A 19,702-nucleotide genomic window follows, 5' to 3' on the forward strand; every position below is an offset into this window, starting at 1 on the left:
AAGGCATAATTTTTCGATAAGTAGTTATTCTACAATCAAAAATTATAACGCAGTTATCGAGCATTTTAGCAAGCTAGGGTGAGCAATTATTTACTACGATTGGTATAAAGCAAGGAACTCGCGATGAACTTTAAAACAGCTGCAGGCTTATGCACTTTCACAATAGCTTCTCTAACAACATCAACGATGGCTTTCGCTCACCCAGGACATGGGGCGCATTCAGTTCATGAGTCTCACTCGTTTATGTCTGGCTTAACTCACCCTGTGACTGGCATGGATCATCTGATCATGCTGATCGCTTTCGGTTTATTAATTGGCGCACTGTCATTTTCCATCAAGACAAAAGCCGCTCTGATTGGCGGTGGATTGGTGTCTTTGGTGGTAGGGCTTATCGCAGGCCAAGCCCTAGGTTTCTCTGTGATTGTTGAGCCTGCCATTATCGCTTCTCTGTTTGTCGTCAGCTTATGTTTATGGCATGTATTCTCACCATCAACCAAGCGTGTAAACAGCGTATTAGTTGCTTCGATTGCTATGTTGTTCTTCCATGGTTACGCACACGGCGTTGAAGCCGCGAGCAACCTGACTCAGTTCGCAACAGGCATGAGTATCAGTGCTTTGGCTCTGATTGTTATTGGTACTTTTGTTGGCCGCGCGGTTTACTCTAAATGGATGTCGGTCGGTGTGGCTTCAGCAAGCGCACTATTGCTGTTAGGCGCGTAAGCTCTCGAACTTTTTGATTCTAGAAGACAGAGAGCAAGAGTATGACCACAACAGAAAATGTCGCCATTTATCGTCTCTTTCAATTGATCAGTCCATCGTTGCCGATTGGTGGTTTCACTTATTCGCAAGGTCTCGAGTTAGCGGTTGAAGCGGGGTGGGTGACCAATCGCGATAGCATGGAACAGTGGCTTAATACCATTGTCAGTTCCAGTGTTGCGACCTTGGAATTACCTATCTTAGAGCGTCTTTATCATGCTCTAGAAAAGGGTGAAATCGATGAGATTGAGCATTGGTGTAACTATTTATACTCAAGCCGCGAAACCAGTGAATTACGAGCGGAAGAAAAGCAGCGCGGGCATGCATTGAACACCTTGTTGAAGCGCTTAGATATCGATATTTCGCTGGTGGATTCTGTTGATAGTCATCCAAACCAATTGTTGGGCATGTGTATGGCGGCTCAGCATTGGAGCATTGATTTAGAAAGTCTCAAGCAAGGTTACTTATGGAGCTGGCTTGAAAATATCGTTACCGCAGGCGTGAAACTGGTGCCTTTGGGACAAACCGATGGGCAGTTGGCATTGATTAATATCACCAACACGTTTCCCGAGATCATTGAGAAAGCACGCACGATAGAAGATTGGATGATAGGGAGCTTTTCGCCTTCGATGGCATTAGCGAGCTCACTGCACGAAACACAATACACACGACTATTTCGTTCGTAGCGGCCAGCTAGAACGGTGTAGTAAAAAGAATATAAGGAAGTAGACAATGGAAAGTTATAAGCAACCCCTTCGAATTGGTATTGGTGGCCCGGTAGGGTCTGGTAAAACAGCGCTATTAGAAGTGCTATGTAAAGCGATTCGCGACAAGCTTAATATCGCCGTGGTAACAAATGATATCTACACCCAAGAAGACGCCAAGATACTTACGCGAGCAGAGGCTCTGGAACCTGATCGTATTATTGGCGTGGAAACGGGCGGTTGCCCACATACGGCGATCCGTGAAGATGCCTCGATGAACCTCGCGGCAGTGGAAGAGCTTGCCAAGCTGCATAAGAACCTCGATGTTGTATTCGTCGAAAGTGGTGGTGATAACTTGAGTGCGACGTTCAGCCCTGAGTTAGCCGACCTTACTATCTACGTGATTGATGTTGCTGAAGGGGAGAAGATCCCACGTAAAGGAGGTCCGGGTATTACACGCTCTGATCTGCTAGTCATCAACAAGATCGATTTAGCACCGTATGTTGGAGCGTCACTTGAGGTGATGGAGCAAGACACGCAGCGCATGCGACCAACCAAGCCATATGTGTTCACCAACCTAAAAGAGAGCCAAGGCTTAGACTTCATCATCAACTTTATTGTGACAGAAGGGATGCTAACCATGAAGGAGCCTTCTACGACTGAGTAGGATTTGAATCAGGTCGTTTCTTTTGAAGCCAGTAGATACAAAAAAGCCCTGTCGATTATCGATAGGGCTTTCTGATTTTAAATGATTTCTAACGTTCTAATCGAAGCTAAAGCTCGCTCTTAGCGATTCTTGTTGTTACTTGCGATTCAATTACACCATCTTCAACTTGAGTGGTGATCACTTCGCCTACTTCGACATCGTTAATCGATGATACCGTCTTGCTCGATGCTGAATGAGTAATGCTGTAGCCGCGCTTTAGCGTTGCCAGCGGACTAACGGTTTCTAACTTCTCTGCAGCCATAGCGAGCTGGTGGCGAGTGGTTAGTAATGTCTTATCCATCGCATCTAATAGCTTTTGCTCTGAACGTTGCAGATGCAGTTTTTGTTCGCCAAGGCGCTTCACTGGCGAGTTCAATTGAAGCTGGTGCTGTTTGCGCTCAACACGCTGTGCATGCTGCTTTAGGTATTGAGTCATACCACGACGCAAGCGCATATCTAGGTCATCAAGCTGCTGACTCTGCTTTTGCAGTTGGTAGCTCGGATGTTGCTTCTCTAAGCGGTATTTCAACGTTTGAGTTGATTGTGCTTGTTTGATTAACACATGACGAATCGCACTGACTAAACGAGCACGTTTAGAGGCATAAGCTTGCTCTTTATGACTGTTGTCACGGCTAACCAATTCAGCGGCTGCTGATGGCGTTGGAGCACGCATGTCTGCGACGAAATCGGCGATAGTGACGTCAACTTCGTGGCCAACGGCGCTGATAATCGGGATCTGGCTTGCTGCAATTGTGCGAGCTACGATCTCGTTATTGAAACACCATAAGTCTTCTAATGAACCGCCGCCACGACCCACGATCAATACATCACATTCGTTGCGCTCATTGGCACGTCCAATCGCTTGAGCGATCTGAATCGAAGCTCCTTCACCTTGTACCATGGTCGGATAGACGATGACTGGCAATGAAGGATCGCGCCTTTTCAGTACGTCTAGAATATCAAACAACGCAGCGCCTGTTTTAGAGGTGATGACACCAACGCATTTAGGGTGTTCTGGAAGAATTTGTTTACTGGACTGAGCAAATAAGCCTTCCGCCGCCAAGTTCATCTTAAGTTTTTCAAACTCTTGCTGAAGCTTGCCGTCACCTTCTGGCTGCATGCTTTCAATGATCAGTTGATAGTCACCACGTGGCTCATAAAGAGAAAGACGAGCTTTGACTAGAACTTGATTACCGTTCTGAGGCTTAAAAGTCACACGGCGGTTATTGCCACGAAACATGGCGCACTTAACTTGAGCGCGAGAGTCTTTAAGCGTGAGGTACCAGTGACCAGAGACAGGTGCAGAGAAATTTGAGATTTCACCAACGAGCCAGACTATTCCCATTTCGTTTTCTAATAGGAGACGAACCTCTGAGTTGAGGCGAGAAACAGTAAAGATGTTTGGATTAGTCATAGAAGCACTATCTTTCCTTGAAGGAAGGTCTTTCTTGGAATCTCACAGGGCGTGAGTATGGAAGATAGCGGCAATATAATACATAGCAAGGGGGTAAATGCAAATTAAAAATACAAAAATGTGTAGCCAAGCGATTTCGTTGGCCGTATAATCCGTCCGCAATATCTAATCCAAATGCAGTTTGATTTTCCTTAATTGGCTGCCCTCATTAGGCGAAACGATGAGATTGGATTGTTTCTTTTTACTCCTATTATTGTGAGATATTGCAAATGCTAAGAATTGCCAAAGAAGCGCTGACATTCGACGACGTACTGCTAGTGCCAGCACACTCCACCGTTCTCCCTAATACAGCTGATCTTCGCACTCAGCTGACGAAGAATATTTCCCTAAACATCCCAATGATCTCTGCATCTATGGATACTGTGACAGAAGCTCGCCTAGCGATTGCACTGGCACAAGAAGGCGGAATCGGCTTCATTCATAAGAACATGTCTATTGAACAGCAAGCTGAAATGGTTCGCCAGGTTAAAATTTACGAAGCAGGTGTGGTTTCTCACCCTGTGACTGTAAACCCTGACGCGACAATCGCTGATGTTGTAGCCCTTACTCAAAAACACGGCTTCGCCGGTTTCCCTGTTGTTACTGAAACAAACGAACTTGTTGGTATTATTACTGGCCGTGACGTTCGCTTTGTGACTGACCTTTCTAAGAAAGTTGACGTAGTAATGACGCCTAAAGCTCGCCTTGCCTCTGTTAAAGAAGGTGCAACTCGTGAAGAAGTTCAAGAGAAAATGCACGAAGCGCGTGTTGAAAAAGTTCTTGTTGTAAATGATGACTTCCAACTAACGGGAATGATCACTGCAAAAGATTTCCATAAAGCAGAACGTAAACCAAACGCTTGTAAAGATGAGCGCGGCAGCCTACGTGTAGGTGCAGCTGTTGGTGCTGGTGCTGGTAACGAAGAGCGCGTTGCCGCTCTTGTTGAAGCTGGCGTAGACGTTCTACTTATCGACTCTTCACACGGTCACTCTGAAGGCGTACTTAACCGTATCCGTGATACGCGTGCTGCATACCCTGATCTACAAATCATCGGTGGTAACGTAGCAACTGGCGCTGGCGCTCGTGCTCTTATCGAAGCGGGTGTTAGTGCGGTTAAAGTAGGTATCGGCCCGGGTTCAATCTGTACGACTCGTATCGTTACTGGTGTTGGTGTTCCTCAAGTAACAGCAATCGCAGACGCAGCTGAAGTGGCTAACGAATACGGTATTCCAGTAATCGCAGATGGCGGCATTCGCTTCTCTGGCGATATCTGTAAAGCTATCGTTGCTGGCGCATCTTGTGTGATGGTTGGTTCAATGTTCGCGGGTACTGAAGAAGCACCGGGTGAAGTTATCCTTTACAACGGTCGTTCTTACAAGTCTTACCGTGGTATGGGTTCTCTTGGCGCTATGTCTCAAGGTTCTTCTGACCGTTACTTCCAATCTGACAACGCTGCAGACAAGCTTGTTCCAGAAGGTATTGAAGGTCGTATCGCATACAAAGGTCGTCTAAAAGAGATCGTTCACCAACAGATGGGCGGTCTACGCTCAAGCATGGGCCTAACGGGTTCTGCAACTGTTGAAGATATGCGTACTAAAGCTGAGTTTGTTCGTATCTCAGGTGCGGGCATGAAAGAATCTCACGTACACGATGTTCAAATCACGAAAGAAGCACCTAACTACCGTTTAGGTTAATAATACGTCCAAACGTTTGAATAATGTGCTGATTTAGTCGGCACATTATTTTATCTACCGTCTGTTTTGTTAAAAGTCCGATTTTCTCAAAACACGTGGTTAAAGATATCTAACGAAAACGTTTGCTTTATTTCTTGAAGAGTTAATCAGAGGTGAGTAAACTCGCCTCCGTTTTATCACATAGCCAATAAGACTGCTTACAATGACTAAAAATATTCATGACCAACGTATTCTAATTCTGGACTTCGGTTCTCAATACACACAGCTAGTAGCTCGTCGTATTCGTGAGATCGGTGTTTACTGTGAACTTTGGAGCTGGGACGTAGAAGAAGCGGATATTCGTGAATTCAATCCAGACGGTATCATCCTATCTGGTGGCCCTGAAAGTGTAACGGAAGAGAATTCTCCACGTGCACCTCAGTACGTATTTGATTCAGGTGTTCCTGTCTTCGGTATCTGCTACGGCATGCAAACGATGGCTGAGCAACTTGGCGGTAAAGTAGCAACGTCTACTGAGCGCGAATTCGGCTACGCAGCGGTACAAGTGACAGGTGAATCGGCACTTTTCGCTGACCTTGAGACAACTCAAGATGTTTGGATGAGCCACGGTGACAAAGTGGTTGAAATCCCTGCTGATTTTACAAAAATCGCAGAGACAGACACTTGCCCATACGCAGCAATGGCAAACGAAGATAAGAAATACTACGGTGTTCAATTCCACCCAGAAGTAACGCACACTAAAAACGGCCTAAAAATGCTTGAGAACTTCGTTCTTAACGCGTGTGGTTGTGAAGGTCTGTGGACTTCAGCGTCTATCATTGAAGATGCAGTTGCACGTATTAAAGAGCAAGTAGGTGACGACGAAGTCATCCTTGGTCTTTCTGGTGGTGTTGATTCATCTGTAGTTGCGATGCTTGCTCACCGCGCTATCGGCGACAAACTAACATGTGTATTTGTTGATAACGGTCTTCTTCGTTTAAACGAAGGCGAGCAGGTTATGGACATGTTTGGTGACAAATTCGGCCTTAACATCATTAAAGTTGATGCTGAAGATCGTTTCCTTAACGCTCTGGAAGGCGAAGCTGAACCAGAAGCTAAGCGTAAGATCATTGGTCACGTATTCGTAGATATCTTCGATGAAGAATCTAAGAAACTGAAAAATGCAAAATGGCTTGCTCAGGGTACTATCTACCCAGACGTAATCGAGTCTGCTGCATCTAAGACTGGCAAAGCACACGTAATCAAATCTCACCACAACGTTGGTGGCCTTCCTGATGATATGGAAATGGGCCTTGTTGAGCCTCTACGTGAGCTGTTTAAAGATGAAGTACGTAAGATCGGCCTAGAGCTTGGTCTTCCATACAACATGCTTTACCGCCACCCATTCCCGGGACCTGGTCTAGGTGTTCGTGTACTTGGTGAAGTTAAGAAAGAGTACTGTGATTTACTGCGTCGTGCTGATGCTATCTTCATTGAAGAGCTTCATGCTGCTGACCTTTACCACAAAGTATCTCAAGCATTCACGGTATTCCTGCCAGTACGTTCAGTTGGCGTAATGGGCGATGGCCGTAAGTACGATTGGGTTGTATCTCTACGTGCTGTAGAAACTATCGACTTCATGACTGCTCACTGGGCACACCTACCATACGACTTCCTAGGTAAGGTTTCTAACCGTATTATCAACGAAGTTAACGGCATTTCGCGTGTTGTTTACGATATTTCTGGTAAGCCACCAGCAACTATCGAATGGGAATAATCTCTTAGAGATTTAACCAGCGTTGATTTAGCTATTATTTGACTTAATTATTAAAAGCCTCGAACTCAGTTCGGGGCTTTTTTCTTTCTGATTCAGGGTATTAAAGAGCCATATCTAACCTCTAGAAACCAAATGAGTTGGAAGTTAGATATCAGCTCAAGAAAGTATGAGACGCATTGTTACGTTTAACTATACATAAAACTATCACTCGCACTTTTTATAAATTCATACCGCAACAGCTAGGCTATTCCCCGTGTGCCACATACTCTTTGATGGACTTATTAAGGACAGATAAGAGAATCCATCATGTTAAAAATCAAATATTTGGCGACAATAGTTTGCTGCACTTTAGCAGCACACAGTTACGCGTCTTTGAACATTCAACCTGATCCGCAAAACCCGAATGGCTACCTTGTTGAAAAGTCGGCATTACAAGCTGCTGAACAAGCGAAAACATCCGATCCTATGTATGCGATTTGGTCACAAGCATTACAAACTCGTCCCAATAGTATTGTTGAAGCGATAGAACCGGGTTTAGCCTCGAATCCTGAAAACGTGAAACGAGTCGAGCGTGTATTCCCTCAATCTGAATGGGACTTCCTCACTCAAATGGCTGCACCAGAATACACCTACACTCGTTTCTTACGTGCGATTGGTAAATTCCCAGCCTTCTGCGGAGAGTACACTGACGGCCGTGACTCCGACGCCATTTGTAAAAAATCCATCATTACGGCCTTTGCTCATTTCTCACAAGAGACGGGCGGTCACATCGCGATAGACAACACCTCTGATAATCCATTAGCTCTCGAAGAATGGCAGCAAGCGCTGGTACATGTTCGTGAAATGGGTTGGTCTGAAGGCCAAGAAGGTTATACCACGGGTTGTGGTCAGAACGATTGGCAGAATGCACGTTGGCCATGTGCCGCGGGGCAGGGTTACTTCGGACGTGGTGCTAAACAGCTTTCTTACCATTTTAACTACGGCGCGTTCTCGGAAGTGATGTTTGATGGTGATGCGACGGTTCTATTGAATAATCCAGGCTTGGTTGCTGATTCATGGTTGAACTTGGCTTCTGCTATCTGGTTCTTCCTTACACCTCAAGCTCCTAAACCAGCAATGCTGCACGTTATTGACCGCACTTGGACTCCCTCTCAACGCGAATTAGATGCGGGCATTGGTTATGGCTTTGGGACCACGATCAACGTGATTAATGGTGGTATTGAATGTGGTGAGCAGAACAAAGACAAAGGCCAACCCGTTAACCGTATTCGTTACTGGGAAGGGTTAGCGGCGCACTATGAAATTCCGGTAGAAGTGGATGAAGCCAATACTTGTTGGCAGCAAACGCCTTACGGAAGCTTGAATCTCAACGGCGCGACCGATGTGTTGTACACCAACTGGGATGGCAACTGGAAATACTACGCAGACCGCCCAGAAGGCTACTCATTTGAATGTGAGTTGGTTGGATTCCAAACGGCATATTCAGCGCTAGTGGCTGGCGATTACGAGAAGTGTGTGACGAATTTTTATGGTTCTCATGCGAGCTGGCCTGAAGTGAAAGTGGTCGATAAGCTTGATCCGGTAGACCCAGGTACTGATCCCGGTGGTAACGGTTGGAGTGCGACCAAGGTTTACAACGCGGGTGACCAAGTTACTCACAACGGTGCAACCTACGAAGCGAAATGGTGGACACAAGGGGATGACCCTGCCAATGGTGGCCCTTGGAAATTGGTTACTGGAGAGCCAACTCTACCCGTGACAGATCCATCGCCAGTTGACCCTGCACCTGTCGATCCTGCTCCGGTAGACCCAACACCAGTTGACCCACCAATCACAGAACCGCCTGTTACCGAGCCGCCTGTCGTCGTTGATCCATCAGTGTTTATCACATGGCAAGCGGGCGTTAGCCAAGTGAGTAACGGTGATAAAGTGACGCATAACGGCAAGTGTTTCGTGGCTAAAAACGGCCCGGGTGTATGGGAAAGCCCGGTTCAGTCGAATTGGTTCTGGGATGAAATTAGCTGTAATTGATCGTCTGAATACTGAAAAGCGGTCTAACCGACGAGTTCAGTAGTACGACCATAATGATATAAATAGTCAAAAGCCGAAAGTTTCTACTTTCGGCTTTTTTTCGTTTCGAACTTGGCTATCTAAGCAGGGCTATTGGTCTATTTGGCTATGTTGAAGCGCATTTAAAGACTAATTATCCAGTTAGAGGATAAAGTTCTGTACAAATGGTGATTGTGAATTTATATTCAAATTTAATTTATATTTATTCTTTTTATTTTAGGGTTAAGGTGTACCTATGGAACAGACAGATATCACGTCACTCATCCCCATTGTGATTACTTTGGTGTTGTCGTTGGCGACAAGGAATGTGGTGATAGGCCTTTTTGCTGGTGTACTCAGTGGCGTTGCGATGCTTACTGGTATGTTTAGCGAACTTAACCCGCTTGATACGTTTGGTACTATGGTTAAAGGTTACCTAGTCCCTCAACTTACCGACAGCTACAACGCAGGTGTGATCATGCTGTTGGTGTTCATCGGTGGCTTTGTTGCTCTGATGGAGAAATCAGGTGGTGGCGTTGCATTTGCCAAGCGTGTTACTCAATGGGTAAGCAACAAATGCCAAGCTCAAATCTCAGCATGGTTTGGTGGAATCGTTATATTTTTCTCAGACTTAGGCACCCCTTTAATTGTTGGCCCTGTTTTTCGTCCCCTTTTCGATAAACTGAAACTCTCAAGACAGAAGCTAGCATTCATCATCGACTCAACCTCGTCGCCCGTTGCTATTCTTATCCCTTTCATTGGATGGGGCGTTTACATCATGAGTCTGATTCAAAAAGAATTCACGGCGTTGAATGTCAACATGTCTGATTGGGATGCCTTCATCGGTGCGATTCCTTTTCAGTTCTACGCATTCCTAGCGATTTTCATCGTCCCGTTAGTGTCCGTTAAAGGTTTAGACTTTGGGCCAATGGCAAAAGCCGAGCGTGATTGCCAAGCGGGAATCGATACTGGCGTGAATAGCGACTCACTGAATCCGTTCTCGCATAAAAATGCAAAGGCATCTTTTGTTTGGGCTCCATTGTTAGTGATGCTGGTGGTGTTGTGTGCCATGTTAGTTCCACAAGGCTTCCCGTTTCAAAAGGTCGCGGGTTCATCGTTCAGAGCGGCTTTATCATCGGCTTATTTCTTTGCGGCGATTACCTTGATCTCGCTAATGGCTTACTACGGTGTAAGAAAGCTGTCTGATGGTGTTGCAGTGTATTTAAAAGGCATGGGAAACATGATGCCCGTAGCGATCATCTTAGTATTGGCATGGGCGTTAAGCACAGTCGGTAAAGAGCTAGGTGCAGCGGCCTATATCGCCGAGCAAGCACAGAGCGGCTTTCCATACTGGTTAGTACCAGCGGTCGCTTTTTTGTTGTCGGCGATTATTTCATTCGCAACGGGATCGTCGTGGGGAACCTTCGCGATAATGATGCCATTGGTTATTCCAACCGCGATTGCGATTGATGCACCGCTACTCGTCGCAATTGGCGCTGTGTTGTCTGGTGGTTTGTTTGGTGACCATTGCTCACCGATCTCTGAAACAACGATTCTTTCTTCAACAGGGGCAGGGTGTGACCAGTTTGAACACTTTAAGACGCAGCTACCTTATGCATTGATGAACGGCTCTATCGCTTTGGTTAGTTTTGTCGTGGCAGGCTTTACTGGAAGTGCATGGGTGGTTCTAGGTGCGCTTGTTGCTCAGCTTATCCTTGTGACTCTGTTAGCTAAGCGCGATGCAAGTAAAAACGCTTCTTCAGAAGTTCAATCTCAAGTGTCTGAATCTAAACCACAACAAGCGTAATTTAAGATTACAAATGAGAGACTAGATACGGGATGCGAGTAAACGAGTAGCGAAAAGTTCGCTCCCTATCGTTCGTCACTTTATACCTCATATTCCTTACTCTATCCGTCATTCCCTATAGCGAGGTATGAGCGTAGTAGGGAATCTCTCGCGTTTACTGTTGGTGTATATATTGAAAGGCAGATTCCAGATATCTCGTTCCTCGATTCTGGAATGACGCTCTAATGAGTAGATACGGGATGCGAGTAAACGAGTAACGAAAAGCTCGTCTTATTATTACTCGTGTTTGCTATTTAGTTTCTCGCTTACTCAATCTAAACACGCTCTTCGTATCCCGCTTAATCGAATCTAAAGACTTTTTCGCATCTCGTATCTCGTTACTCGCATCTTTTTTATAGCGTGATAGGGAATCTGTTTATTGATAGTTTCGGTGAATCAAACAAGCTGCTTATGAAACTAATCTTCCATAAGATCATTTGTACAATCTTAGTTTGCGATAACTGGATTACCTAGTTGTACGGTTTATAGATTAAAATTTTCTGATAATTTTTATCGTTTTTTTTTAATCAACCACTTTAATAAGGTAAATTCGCAATGTCCACCAAACTAGCTAACCCAGCGCCACTAGGCTTAATGGGTTTCGGTATGACCACTATTCTTCTTAATATCCACAACGCAGGTTTCTTCCCAATCGATTCTATGATTCTTGCAATGGGTATTTTTTACGGTGGTTTGAGCCAAGTTATCGTGGGCACTATGTGTTTCAAACGTGGTGACACGTTCGGTACGACAGCATTTACTTCATACGGCCTATTTTGGTTATCTCTAGTTGGTTTGATCGTGATGCCTTACATGGGTCTTCCAGCAAGCCCTGCTGCATTCATGGGTTGGTACCTACTACTATGGGGCATCTTCACAGGCTTCATGTTCATCGGTTCTCTATGTTACCCAGTTGCGAAGCAAGTAGTATTCGGTTCACTAACGATCCTGTTCTTCCTACTTGCAGCTCGTGATTTCACTGGCAGTGAACTAATCGGCACTATCGCTGGTTTTGAAGGTATTTTCTGTGGCGCTTCAGCTATCTACTTTGCAATGGCACAAGTAATCAACAACGAATACGGCCGCACAGTACTGCCTATCGGTGAGAAGAAAGCACCTCAAATGGCAACACAAGAAATCGCTGCTTAATACTCTAACTCGGGAACAGTTAGTTTGTTATAAGCCGTTTATTGGTTATGAATAAAACAAAAGGGGTTAGCCGAAATGGCTAACCCCTTTTTTATGCGTTATTAATAGAGCCAGTTAAAGCGATCTATTTGTTAAAGCAATCTATTTGCTAAGGCAATCTTAAGCTGAAGGTTGCTCTACAGGTTTAGTGTCTGCAGCTTCTGCTTCAGGAGACTTACCTGTTTTACGCTTGTACTTCTCTTCCCAGTAAGTAGCACCTTTGATGCCTAGTTTTACAGGATTAAATGTGTACTCAGTTACGCCTTGTTTCTGTTGCTCTTCATAATCAGCAAGTGCTTTAAGCGCTGGCTTAGACATGAAGAAGATGATCAGAATACCTACGATGTTTAACCATGCCATCAAGCCAACACCAACATCACCCATTGCCCATGCAAGGTTAGCTGTTTTGACTGTGCCATAGAAAACCGCAGTGATAAGAACAAGCTTAAGTACGAACATCATGCCAGGGATTTTGATGGTACGACGTAGGTAAGCAATATTCGTTTCTGCGATGTAGTAGTAAGCAAGAATCGTTGTAAATGCGAAGAAGAACAGAGCAAATGCGATGAATGGCTTACCAATGCCTGGTAGTGCACTTTCAATAGCAAGCTGTGTAAATACAGGACCATTCGCGCCAATGTTTGCTGCTAGGTTCTGAACAAGGAACACGCCTTCAGCGCCGCCGTGAACGTTGTAAGCACCAGTGATGATGATCATGAACGCTGTAGCAGAACATACTAGAAGAGTATCGATGTAGATAGAGAACGCTTGTACCAAACCTTGCTGAGCTGGGTGATCGACATTTGCCGCTGCCGCTGCGTGAGGACCAGTACCTTGACCCGCTTCGTTTGAGTAAACACCACGCTTAACGCCCCAACCAATTGCAGCACCAAAGCCCGCCATAGGTGTGAATGCATCGCCAAGAATCATTCCGAAAACAGCTGGCACTTGGCCGATGTTTAGCAAGATGATAACGAACGCGATAATGATGTAAGCCAATGCCATGAATGGAACAACAATTTGTGTGAAGTTCGCAATACGTTTAACACCACCAAAGATGATGAAAGCAAGGATGATAGCAACAACAGTACCAGTGAAAATTTTAGCGAAACTGAATGTACCGATAGCTGTTTCAATCATGTCGCCTGAACCAAATGCAGCTTCTACAGCATTACCAATACTGTTTGACTGAACACCTGGAAGCAAAATACCACATGCAAAAATAGTTGAGATAGCGAAGATCCATGCGTACCACTTCTGGCCCATCGCTTTTTCAATGTAGTAAGCCGGACCACCACGGAACTGGCCTTCGTCTTCTTCTTTGTAGATTTGCGCTAGCGTAGATTCTGCGTAAGCAGTCGCGGCGCCAAAGAAGGCTACAACCCACATCCAGAATACTGCACCTGGGCCACCGAAACCGATAGCGGCAGCAACACCGGCAATGTTACCTGTACCTACACGGCCAGATAGCGAAACGGCAAGAGCTTGGAAAGACGAGATGCCTTTTGTAGAGCTTTTACCTGATAGTAGCAAGCGCCACATTTCAAAGAAGTGACGGATTTGAACAAATCGAGTCATGATGGAGTAGAACAAACCTGCACCTAAACATAGGTAGATAAGTACTGGGCTCCAGATTATTCCATTCAAAAAATCAACGAATGACTGCATGAGTATTTTCCCTGTTAGTTTTACTTATGATTGTTTTTCGAACAACACAATACTTCACTTGTAACCCAAGTGTTAAATTATTTAACTGCGCATTAGGATTACTGTGACATAAAGCAAGTTACAGAGGAGGTTTGTTAACGCTTAGTTCTAATTCGATAATCGTTCCATTTAACTTCATATGCAACTGTATGTATTTTCTGGCGTTTTGCAGAGTGAATAAATAGTGATTAATACAAAAATGGAAATTTGAGCCATGCAGAAGAGACAAAATCGAGAAAAACAGCGGTGAAAACCGATTAGCATGAACGGCTGATATATGAGTGGCGAGATGGATTTGATTGGAATATATCACCTTCATCGAGTGATCTCGCAGGTCTAAGAAACTGTGCCTTTGAAGGCTCGATAATTCTGGCCTTAATGTTTACTGAGTAAAAGTGGCTAGTTTGATGCGTGTTTCAAACAACCACAAACCCTCGCGCCTGTAGTTCTTGAGCGAACTCAGACTGAGTATTTGGTTCGCCATGTATCAAATGCAGCTCTTTTGGTGGAACGGAAATTCCTGCTATAAATCGGTTGAGATCCTCTTTATCGGCATGAGCCGAGTAGCCAGACATGCCATGAATTTGAGCATTAACCTCAACGTCTTTGTTATCAATAAAAACCTGTGTTTTACCTTGTTGCAACTCGCGCCCGAGCGTTCCGTGTGCTTGATAGCCCGCTAAAATCAAATCGGTGCGTTTATCTGGAAGCAAAGCCGATAAGTAGTTCATGATCCTGCCGCCCTGACACATTCCAGAAGCTGCGACCACAATTGCGGGTTCACCTGTCGACTTAAGACGATTGACGATTTTCTTGTGCATTCTATGCCCATCAACGGTAATGCATTGCTCAAAAGCGAGTGGGTGACGTTTCAGCTCTAGGCGCTGTTTAGCTTCTTGACCCCATAACTCTTTAAAGCGTCGGTATGAACGCGTTACTTTCTCTGCCATAGGCGAATCGAGGATGATAGGAATATCGGCGCTGAGTTGATGCTCAAAGATCAGGTTTTCAATATCAAACAACAGTTCTTGTGTTCTTCCGATACTAAATGCCGGGATCAGGATGACACCACCATTGAGTAGTGAACGGTCAATAATTGCTTTGAGACGCTCAGAGCGTGTTGCAATATCGTCGTGCGTGCTGGTGCCATAAGTGGATTCAATAAATAGGTAATCGGCTTGTTGTGGTGGTTTTGGATCCGGCAGCAGTGGCGTGTTACTTGGGCCCAAGTCGCCTGAAAAGACCACCACTTCTTGGTTTGGTAACTTAAGCTCAATATAGGCGGAGCCTAAGATATGCCCAGCAGTTTGAAAACGAGCATACAGAGTATTTGGCCTATGATGAACCCTTCCGTCGTTTTGCTGTTTAGAGACAATTGGAAACCACTCTCCATAAGGCTTGGGAGCAATCAACGAATGAATTTTTTTAAGGATGAGTTTGGATTGTTTATGGCTGAGCCCTTGCAGTTTTAAGCCGTCTTCAATCATTAAAGGAGCGAGTTCAGCCGTCGCCTGAGTGCAATAAATCGGTTGGTTAAAGCCACTGGCGAGTAACCAAGGTAATCGACCAATATGATCAATGTGAGTATGAGTCAGCAGCAGAGCGTTAAGGTGGGACGTTTCAAATTCAATATCAAGAGGGCGTGCGTCTTCCCCTTGAAGCTTTTTACCTTGAAGATCTAAACCTTGAAAAAGGCCACAATCGATGAGTACCGCTTGGCCTGAATCTCTTAATTCGTGACAAGATCCTGTGACGGTATGTTTGCCGCCATGGTGAATCACTTCCATCGTTTACTCCCATTGCTCTATAAAGCCATTAACGCCTGTTTTTATTTTGCGGATAAGCGCCGGCATGTAAAACAAGAACAATGAGAGTTGCGATCGTTGAGTGTCTTTTTAAGTAACTGAGCGATGACTCAGTGGGTTCGTTGCGACTTAGTTCGTAGAAGAACCGTCTGAATCCAGTTCTGGGTTTTGTTGCGCCTCTAAACGAGCCACTTCGGCATCTAACTGTGCTATTTTCTCTGCCATGATTGCGTGACAGCGATTGGCCAGCTCTCTCGCATCGCTGAGCTTGTACCCAGTCACATCGATAGGCTCAAGCATCTCGGTGATCACAATGCCATTATTAACTCGGTTGAGGTCAATCTTATTGTGCGTGGTGCTGGTACACATCGGAGTGATAGGCACGCCGGCTTCAATCGCCATTCGGAAAGCGCCCGTTTTGAATGGCAGTAGTCCACGCCCTTTACTGCGCGTTCCTTCGGGATAAACCCAAACAGACAGATCTCGCTGATGAATCGCTTCCGCCACTTGCTTGATGGTATCACGTGCTTTGGACTTATCTTCGCGGTTAATCATGATGTTACCGGTGATCCAATACAGCAGACCAAAGAAAGGCACATACAACAAATCACGCTTGCCCAATGAAACAGTGCGAGGCCTTAGCATTCCTGGGTCGGTCACAAAGTCTAATATGCTTTGGTGGTTAGAGATGTAGACGCTTTTTTCTGACGTTGGCGCATTGTCTAGGCCGCGCTGCACCAGTTTTACACCGACGATCTTTTGTAGCTGGTTGAACCAACGACAGAAAACGTACACATGCTTGGGGTTCTTGGGGCTAAACAAGCAGTAAACAAAAGCACAGAGGGTGGTGAAAATAATAAACACCGTAGCCAAAATTATACGAAGAACAGCAAGCACAATTCACTCCTTACTCACCGCAAGATTGCAGTGATTAAATAGTTTTAGATGCTTGAAGTTTTCACTCTATTTAACCGAATTGCAACAATTAACTGTTATAGGGTTCTGTTTTTAGATCTTTATATAAAACAAGGACTAACAATGGGTGTTTGAGACGATCATCGAGCTTACACGTGTTCACCAGTAGCGAGGCATGTTCACCAATACTGTTTATTGGGATCCAGCTTTTCTACCCATTCAGGATCTTGACGCGATTCTAAATAGAGTTGTAGGCCGTTATAAGACATGAAAGCTGCAGGGCCACCAAGATGTTCGAAATAATCAAAATAATCATCTTCGAGTGAACAAAGGTGAGCTAAATCTTTAACGTTATTCATCATTGCCCATTGAATAGCGAACACCGGAGCCGTCGAACCTGAAATGCTGACTTCTTCGACATTTGGGTTGAACAGTGAATTGGCTTGCTCAAGCTGTATCTCTTCTTGCTCAGACTCTTGCTGTAACACCTCTTCGATGATCTCTGAGCGTTTGGTATTAGAGACATTCTTGTTTAGCTTGGCGATTCGTAGTGCGTAGCTAAAACGGTCTGTTGAAACTATGTCGACAAGTTGCGATAGCAGCTCTTTGTCTACGCCCGCAGCCTTAGTGAAATAATCGATACATGAATTGATTGAAGCATAGCGAGTACCGTCAAATTCAAAGCCACTGGTTTCGTCGTAGACCTCTATTACAATGTCATCAACCGATAAAGGCCAACCTTTATAGTCGACTCGCTGCTTGGCGATTTGATACATCTTCCAAGCACTGCGCCCAAACCCGCCAAGTGTCGAACCTGAAAAATCAGAATCAATAAGCTCTTGTTCCGTCCAATTTTCACCAATCCCTAAGTGTTTTGCGTACTTATCGATGAGTGCGTGTTTTATCTGATCGCGCACAGCCCAGATCGAAGTTAGATCTTTTGCATACCTAACACTCGCGCATTCCTTACAAGCTGGCAGTGCAATCGGTGAATAGTCTATCTTTGCAATAGCCTGTGCAGTCTTAGGGAATTCAACAACATCATTGGAAGGTTCACCACAAAACCAACAGGTGTGGCGCAGGTTGAATGGGGTGTCTATGTGTGAGTATGTGGTCATTAGTTTTTTATCGGCTGGGTGCTTGAGGTTGGTTTAATTATCAAAACAATTATCCCTGTTCGGACTTGTCCTTGCACGTTGTTTGTATGACTTTCCTGACGATAATGGTTCGAGATGTGACTCGCCTGAAGAGCTCATTAGTTAGATGTTGATATAAAACAGTCACTAACGATTAATGTCGATTGGTGTTGCTGAACTTACATGTGCTGCTAGCAATCACCCAAGCTCCCCATTACTATTGAGATAGGCTCCTTACTCTAATTGCGCATATGTCCTCATCGATTTCTTTTTACGATAAAAATGCTCACACACTTTGTGAACAGTACAACTCAGTAACCTTCGAAACGGTACATAAAAGCTGGAAGGCTTATTGGCCTTTAGAGGGCGATAAAGTACTAGATGTCGGTGCAGGAAGTGGTCGTGATGCGCTATGGATGTACAAAGCCGGAGCCGATGTTATTGCGATAGAACCCAGTGACTCATTACGCCAACAAGGCTCTGAATATACCGGGCCAAGTGTCACCTGGATTGATGATTCACTTCCCTCGCTTAGCCGCACTGAAAACCTCGGAATGCGTTTTGACTTGATATTGGTGAGTGCTGTTTGGATGCATCTCGCTCCGTCTCATCGAGAGCGTGCATTTAGAAAGTTGTCTAACTTGCTAGCTCCAAATGGCAAGCTGGTGATCACTCTACGTCATGGAGAGTTTCAAGACAGTCGGCAAGGGTATCAAGTCTCGGTTGAAGAGCTTGAGCGTTTATCAAAAAACAGCGCCTTGTTGGTTCGTCATGTCGATGATAGCCAAGATACATTGAACCGCAGTGAAGTGTGGTGGCAAACCGTTGTGATGACATTACCAGATGATGGTTCTGGCGACTTGAACAAGGTGCGCCACATTATTGTGAATGACAACAAGTCGGCGACATACAAGTTGGCTTTGTTGAGAACATTACTGCGAATTGCGGATGCTCATTCAGGCGCTGTGATTGATCGAACTGATGGGAAAATTTCTCTACCAGTGGGCTTGGTTGCTTTGTATTGGGTTAGGCAGTTTAAGCGACTGATTGATATCGACATAGAAGGCACTGGGATTCAGCAAAATAGCAACACAACGAAGGGACTTGGGTTTGTAAAAGAGGATGGCTGGAACAAACTCAAACACCTAAGTGCTGATGACCTAGCGATAGGCGCTATGTTTTTCGGCGATGAAGCTAAGGCATTGCAGAAGTTGTTTTCACAGACGATCAGCACTATTAAATCAGGACCTGTGACTTTTATTTATCAAGGTTCGAAAGACAACCGACTATTCGATATATACCCTCCTCAAAAACGACGGAAGAGCCGAGAATCATTGGTCATGGATAGTGAGTTCCTAGAAAGCTTTGGCTATTTCACTCTCGATGAAAGCCTGTGGGAGTGCTTTAGAATCTACCACTCTTGGATTGAACCGCTGGTGGTGAATCAATGGGTCATGGAGATGCAGCGTTTCGAGTTGAACCGACAGCGAAGTATCTCACTACAGACTTATCACGATTGCTTGGTATGGATCGATCAAAACCACGACACTCGCGATGTGCGTAAACGTGTCGAGCAACTTAGATCTAATCGTGCCGACATTGTCAGCGTCTGGAGTGGAAAGTCATTGAAAAATGAGTATCACGTTGATCACTGTTTGCCTTTTGCTTACTGGCCAAACAACGATAAGTGGAACCTCTTTCCAACTACGAGCAAAGAGAACCTAAGTAAAAGTGATAAAGTTCCCACAGCGGAAAAGCTTCGTTCGTCTAAGTCTCGGATTCTCGAATGGTGGCAATTGGCGTGGAGCGATTCTGCTCATTTTGAACAGCAGTTCTTTTCTGAAGCGGCACTTTCTTTACCCAACATACCAGCACAGTGTCGAGATTTTGAAGAGGTGTTTGATGCAATGGGCTTGCAAGTACGTGGAGTAAAAAGTCGACTTCTGATCAGTGAGTGGAACTGATCAGCAAATAAACGAGTTATTGA

At 45.0% G+C, this 19,702-nt stretch carries 14 protein-coding genes; 9 read left to right on the forward strand and 5 right to left on the reverse strand.

The window, feature by feature from the left end; genetic code table 11:
* Nucleotides 1-123: 123 nt before the first annotated feature.
* Genes AC3CH4_RS02955 through ureG form a run of 3 tightly spaced genes read left to right on the forward strand, consistent with a single transcriptional unit; the run spans nt 124 to nt 2,127 of the window.
* Nucleotides 124-720, forward strand: a complete 597-nt coding sequence (locus AC3CH4_RS02955) for a HupE/UreJ family protein (RefSeq protein WP_488543268.1) — start codon at nt 124-126, stop codon at nt 718-720.
* A 41-nt stretch (nt 721-761) separates the two neighbouring features.
* Nucleotides 762-1,442, forward strand: a complete 681-nt coding sequence (locus tag AC3CH4_RS02960; RefSeq protein ID WP_428784816.1) for an urease accessory protein UreF — start codon at nt 762-764, stop codon at nt 1,440-1,442.
* Nucleotides 1,443-1,488: 46 nt separating this feature from the next.
* Nucleotides 1,489-2,127: an urease accessory protein UreG gene (ureG, locus tag AC3CH4_RS02965; RefSeq protein ID WP_017062498.1), complete on the forward strand. Its 639-nt coding sequence runs from the start codon at nt 1,489-1,491 to the stop codon at nt 2,125-2,127.
* Between the two features lie 106 nt (nt 2,128-2,233).
* Here the strand turns inward: ureG and xseA are convergent, their stop codons facing one another.
* Nucleotides 2,234-3,580, reverse strand: coding sequence for an exodeoxyribonuclease VII large subunit (gene xseA, locus AC3CH4_RS02970; RefSeq protein ID WP_488543269.1), 1,347 nt, complete (start codon nt 3,578-3,580; stop codon nt 2,234-2,236).
* 269 nt (nt 3,581-3,849) lie between these two features.
* Here xseA and guaB point away from each other — a divergent pair, with 269 nt between their 5' ends.
* From guaB to AC3CH4_RS02995, 5 genes are all read left to right on the forward strand, one after another.
* Entirely contained in the window at nt 3,850-5,313 is a 1,464-nt protein-coding gene (gene guaB / locus AC3CH4_RS02975; RefSeq protein WP_004735127.1) for an IMP dehydrogenase, read from the forward strand.
* Between the two features lie 202 nt (nt 5,314-5,515).
* A complete protein-coding gene (guaA, locus tag AC3CH4_RS02980; RefSeq protein ID WP_065206933.1) occupies nt 5,516-7,069 on the forward strand; it encodes a glutamine-hydrolyzing GMP synthase in 1,554 nt (517 codons plus the stop codon).
* 306 nt (nt 7,070-7,375) lie between these two features.
* Nucleotides 7,376-9,100: a chitinase gene (locus tag AC3CH4_RS02985; RefSeq protein WP_065206932.1), complete on the forward strand. Its 1,725-nt coding sequence runs from the start codon at nt 7,376-7,378 to the stop codon at nt 9,098-9,100.
* Nucleotides 9,101-9,374: 274 nt separating this feature from the next.
* Nucleotides 9,375-10,925, forward strand: coding sequence for a Na+/H+ antiporter NhaC family protein (locus AC3CH4_RS02990; protein WP_237291105.1), 1,551 nt, complete (start codon nt 9,375-9,377; stop codon nt 10,923-10,925).
* A 594-nt stretch (nt 10,926-11,519) separates the two neighbouring features.
* On the forward strand, nt 11,520-12,113 hold the full coding sequence (locus tag AC3CH4_RS02995) for an acetate uptake transporter (RefSeq protein ID WP_010440610.1): 594 nt from the start codon (nt 11,520-11,522) through the stop codon (nt 12,111-12,113).
* A 159-nt stretch (nt 12,114-12,272) separates the two neighbouring features.
* Here AC3CH4_RS02995 and AC3CH4_RS03000 read toward each other — a convergent pair whose 3' ends face one another.
* The 4 genes from AC3CH4_RS03000 to AC3CH4_RS03015 all read right to left on the reverse strand — a co-directional run bounded on the left by AC3CH4_RS03000 (nt 12,273) and on the right by AC3CH4_RS03015 (nt 17,697).
* Nucleotides 12,273-13,820 carry an alanine/glycine:cation symporter family protein gene (locus AC3CH4_RS03000; RefSeq protein WP_065206930.1) on the reverse strand — a complete coding sequence of 516 codons (1,548 nt, stop codon included), beginning with the start codon at nt 13,818-13,820 and terminating at the stop codon, nt 12,273-12,275.
* A gap of 455 nt (nt 13,821-14,275) precedes the next feature.
* Complete coding sequence (locus AC3CH4_RS03005; protein ID WP_488543270.1) at nt 14,276-15,646, reverse strand: MBL fold metallo-hydrolase; 1,371 nt, start codon at nt 15,644-15,646, stop codon at nt 14,276-14,278.
* A gap of 147 nt (nt 15,647-15,793) precedes the next feature.
* Nucleotides 15,794-16,561: a 1-acylglycerol-3-phosphate O-acyltransferase gene (locus AC3CH4_RS03010; protein WP_488543271.1), complete on the reverse strand. Its 768-nt coding sequence runs from the start codon at nt 16,559-16,561 to the stop codon at nt 15,794-15,796.
* Between the two features lie 197 nt (nt 16,562-16,758).
* The gene (locus AC3CH4_RS03015; protein ID WP_171308773.1) at nt 16,759-17,697 is read right to left on the reverse strand and encodes a hypothetical protein; all 939 of its coding nucleotides are present in this window, start codon (nt 17,695-17,697) and stop codon (nt 16,759-16,761) included.
* A gap of 269 nt (nt 17,698-17,966) precedes the next feature.
* Between AC3CH4_RS03015 and AC3CH4_RS03020 the strand changes: the two genes are divergently transcribed.
* Nucleotides 17,967-19,679 (forward strand): class I SAM-dependent methyltransferase, encoded by a 1,713-nt coding sequence (locus tag AC3CH4_RS03020; protein ID WP_054548078.1) that lies wholly within the window; start codon nt 17,967-17,969, stop codon nt 19,677-19,679.
* Nucleotides 19,680-19,702 lie beyond the last annotated feature (23 nt).

The organism is Vibrio sp. QJM3NY_26, from assembly GCF_057786005.1.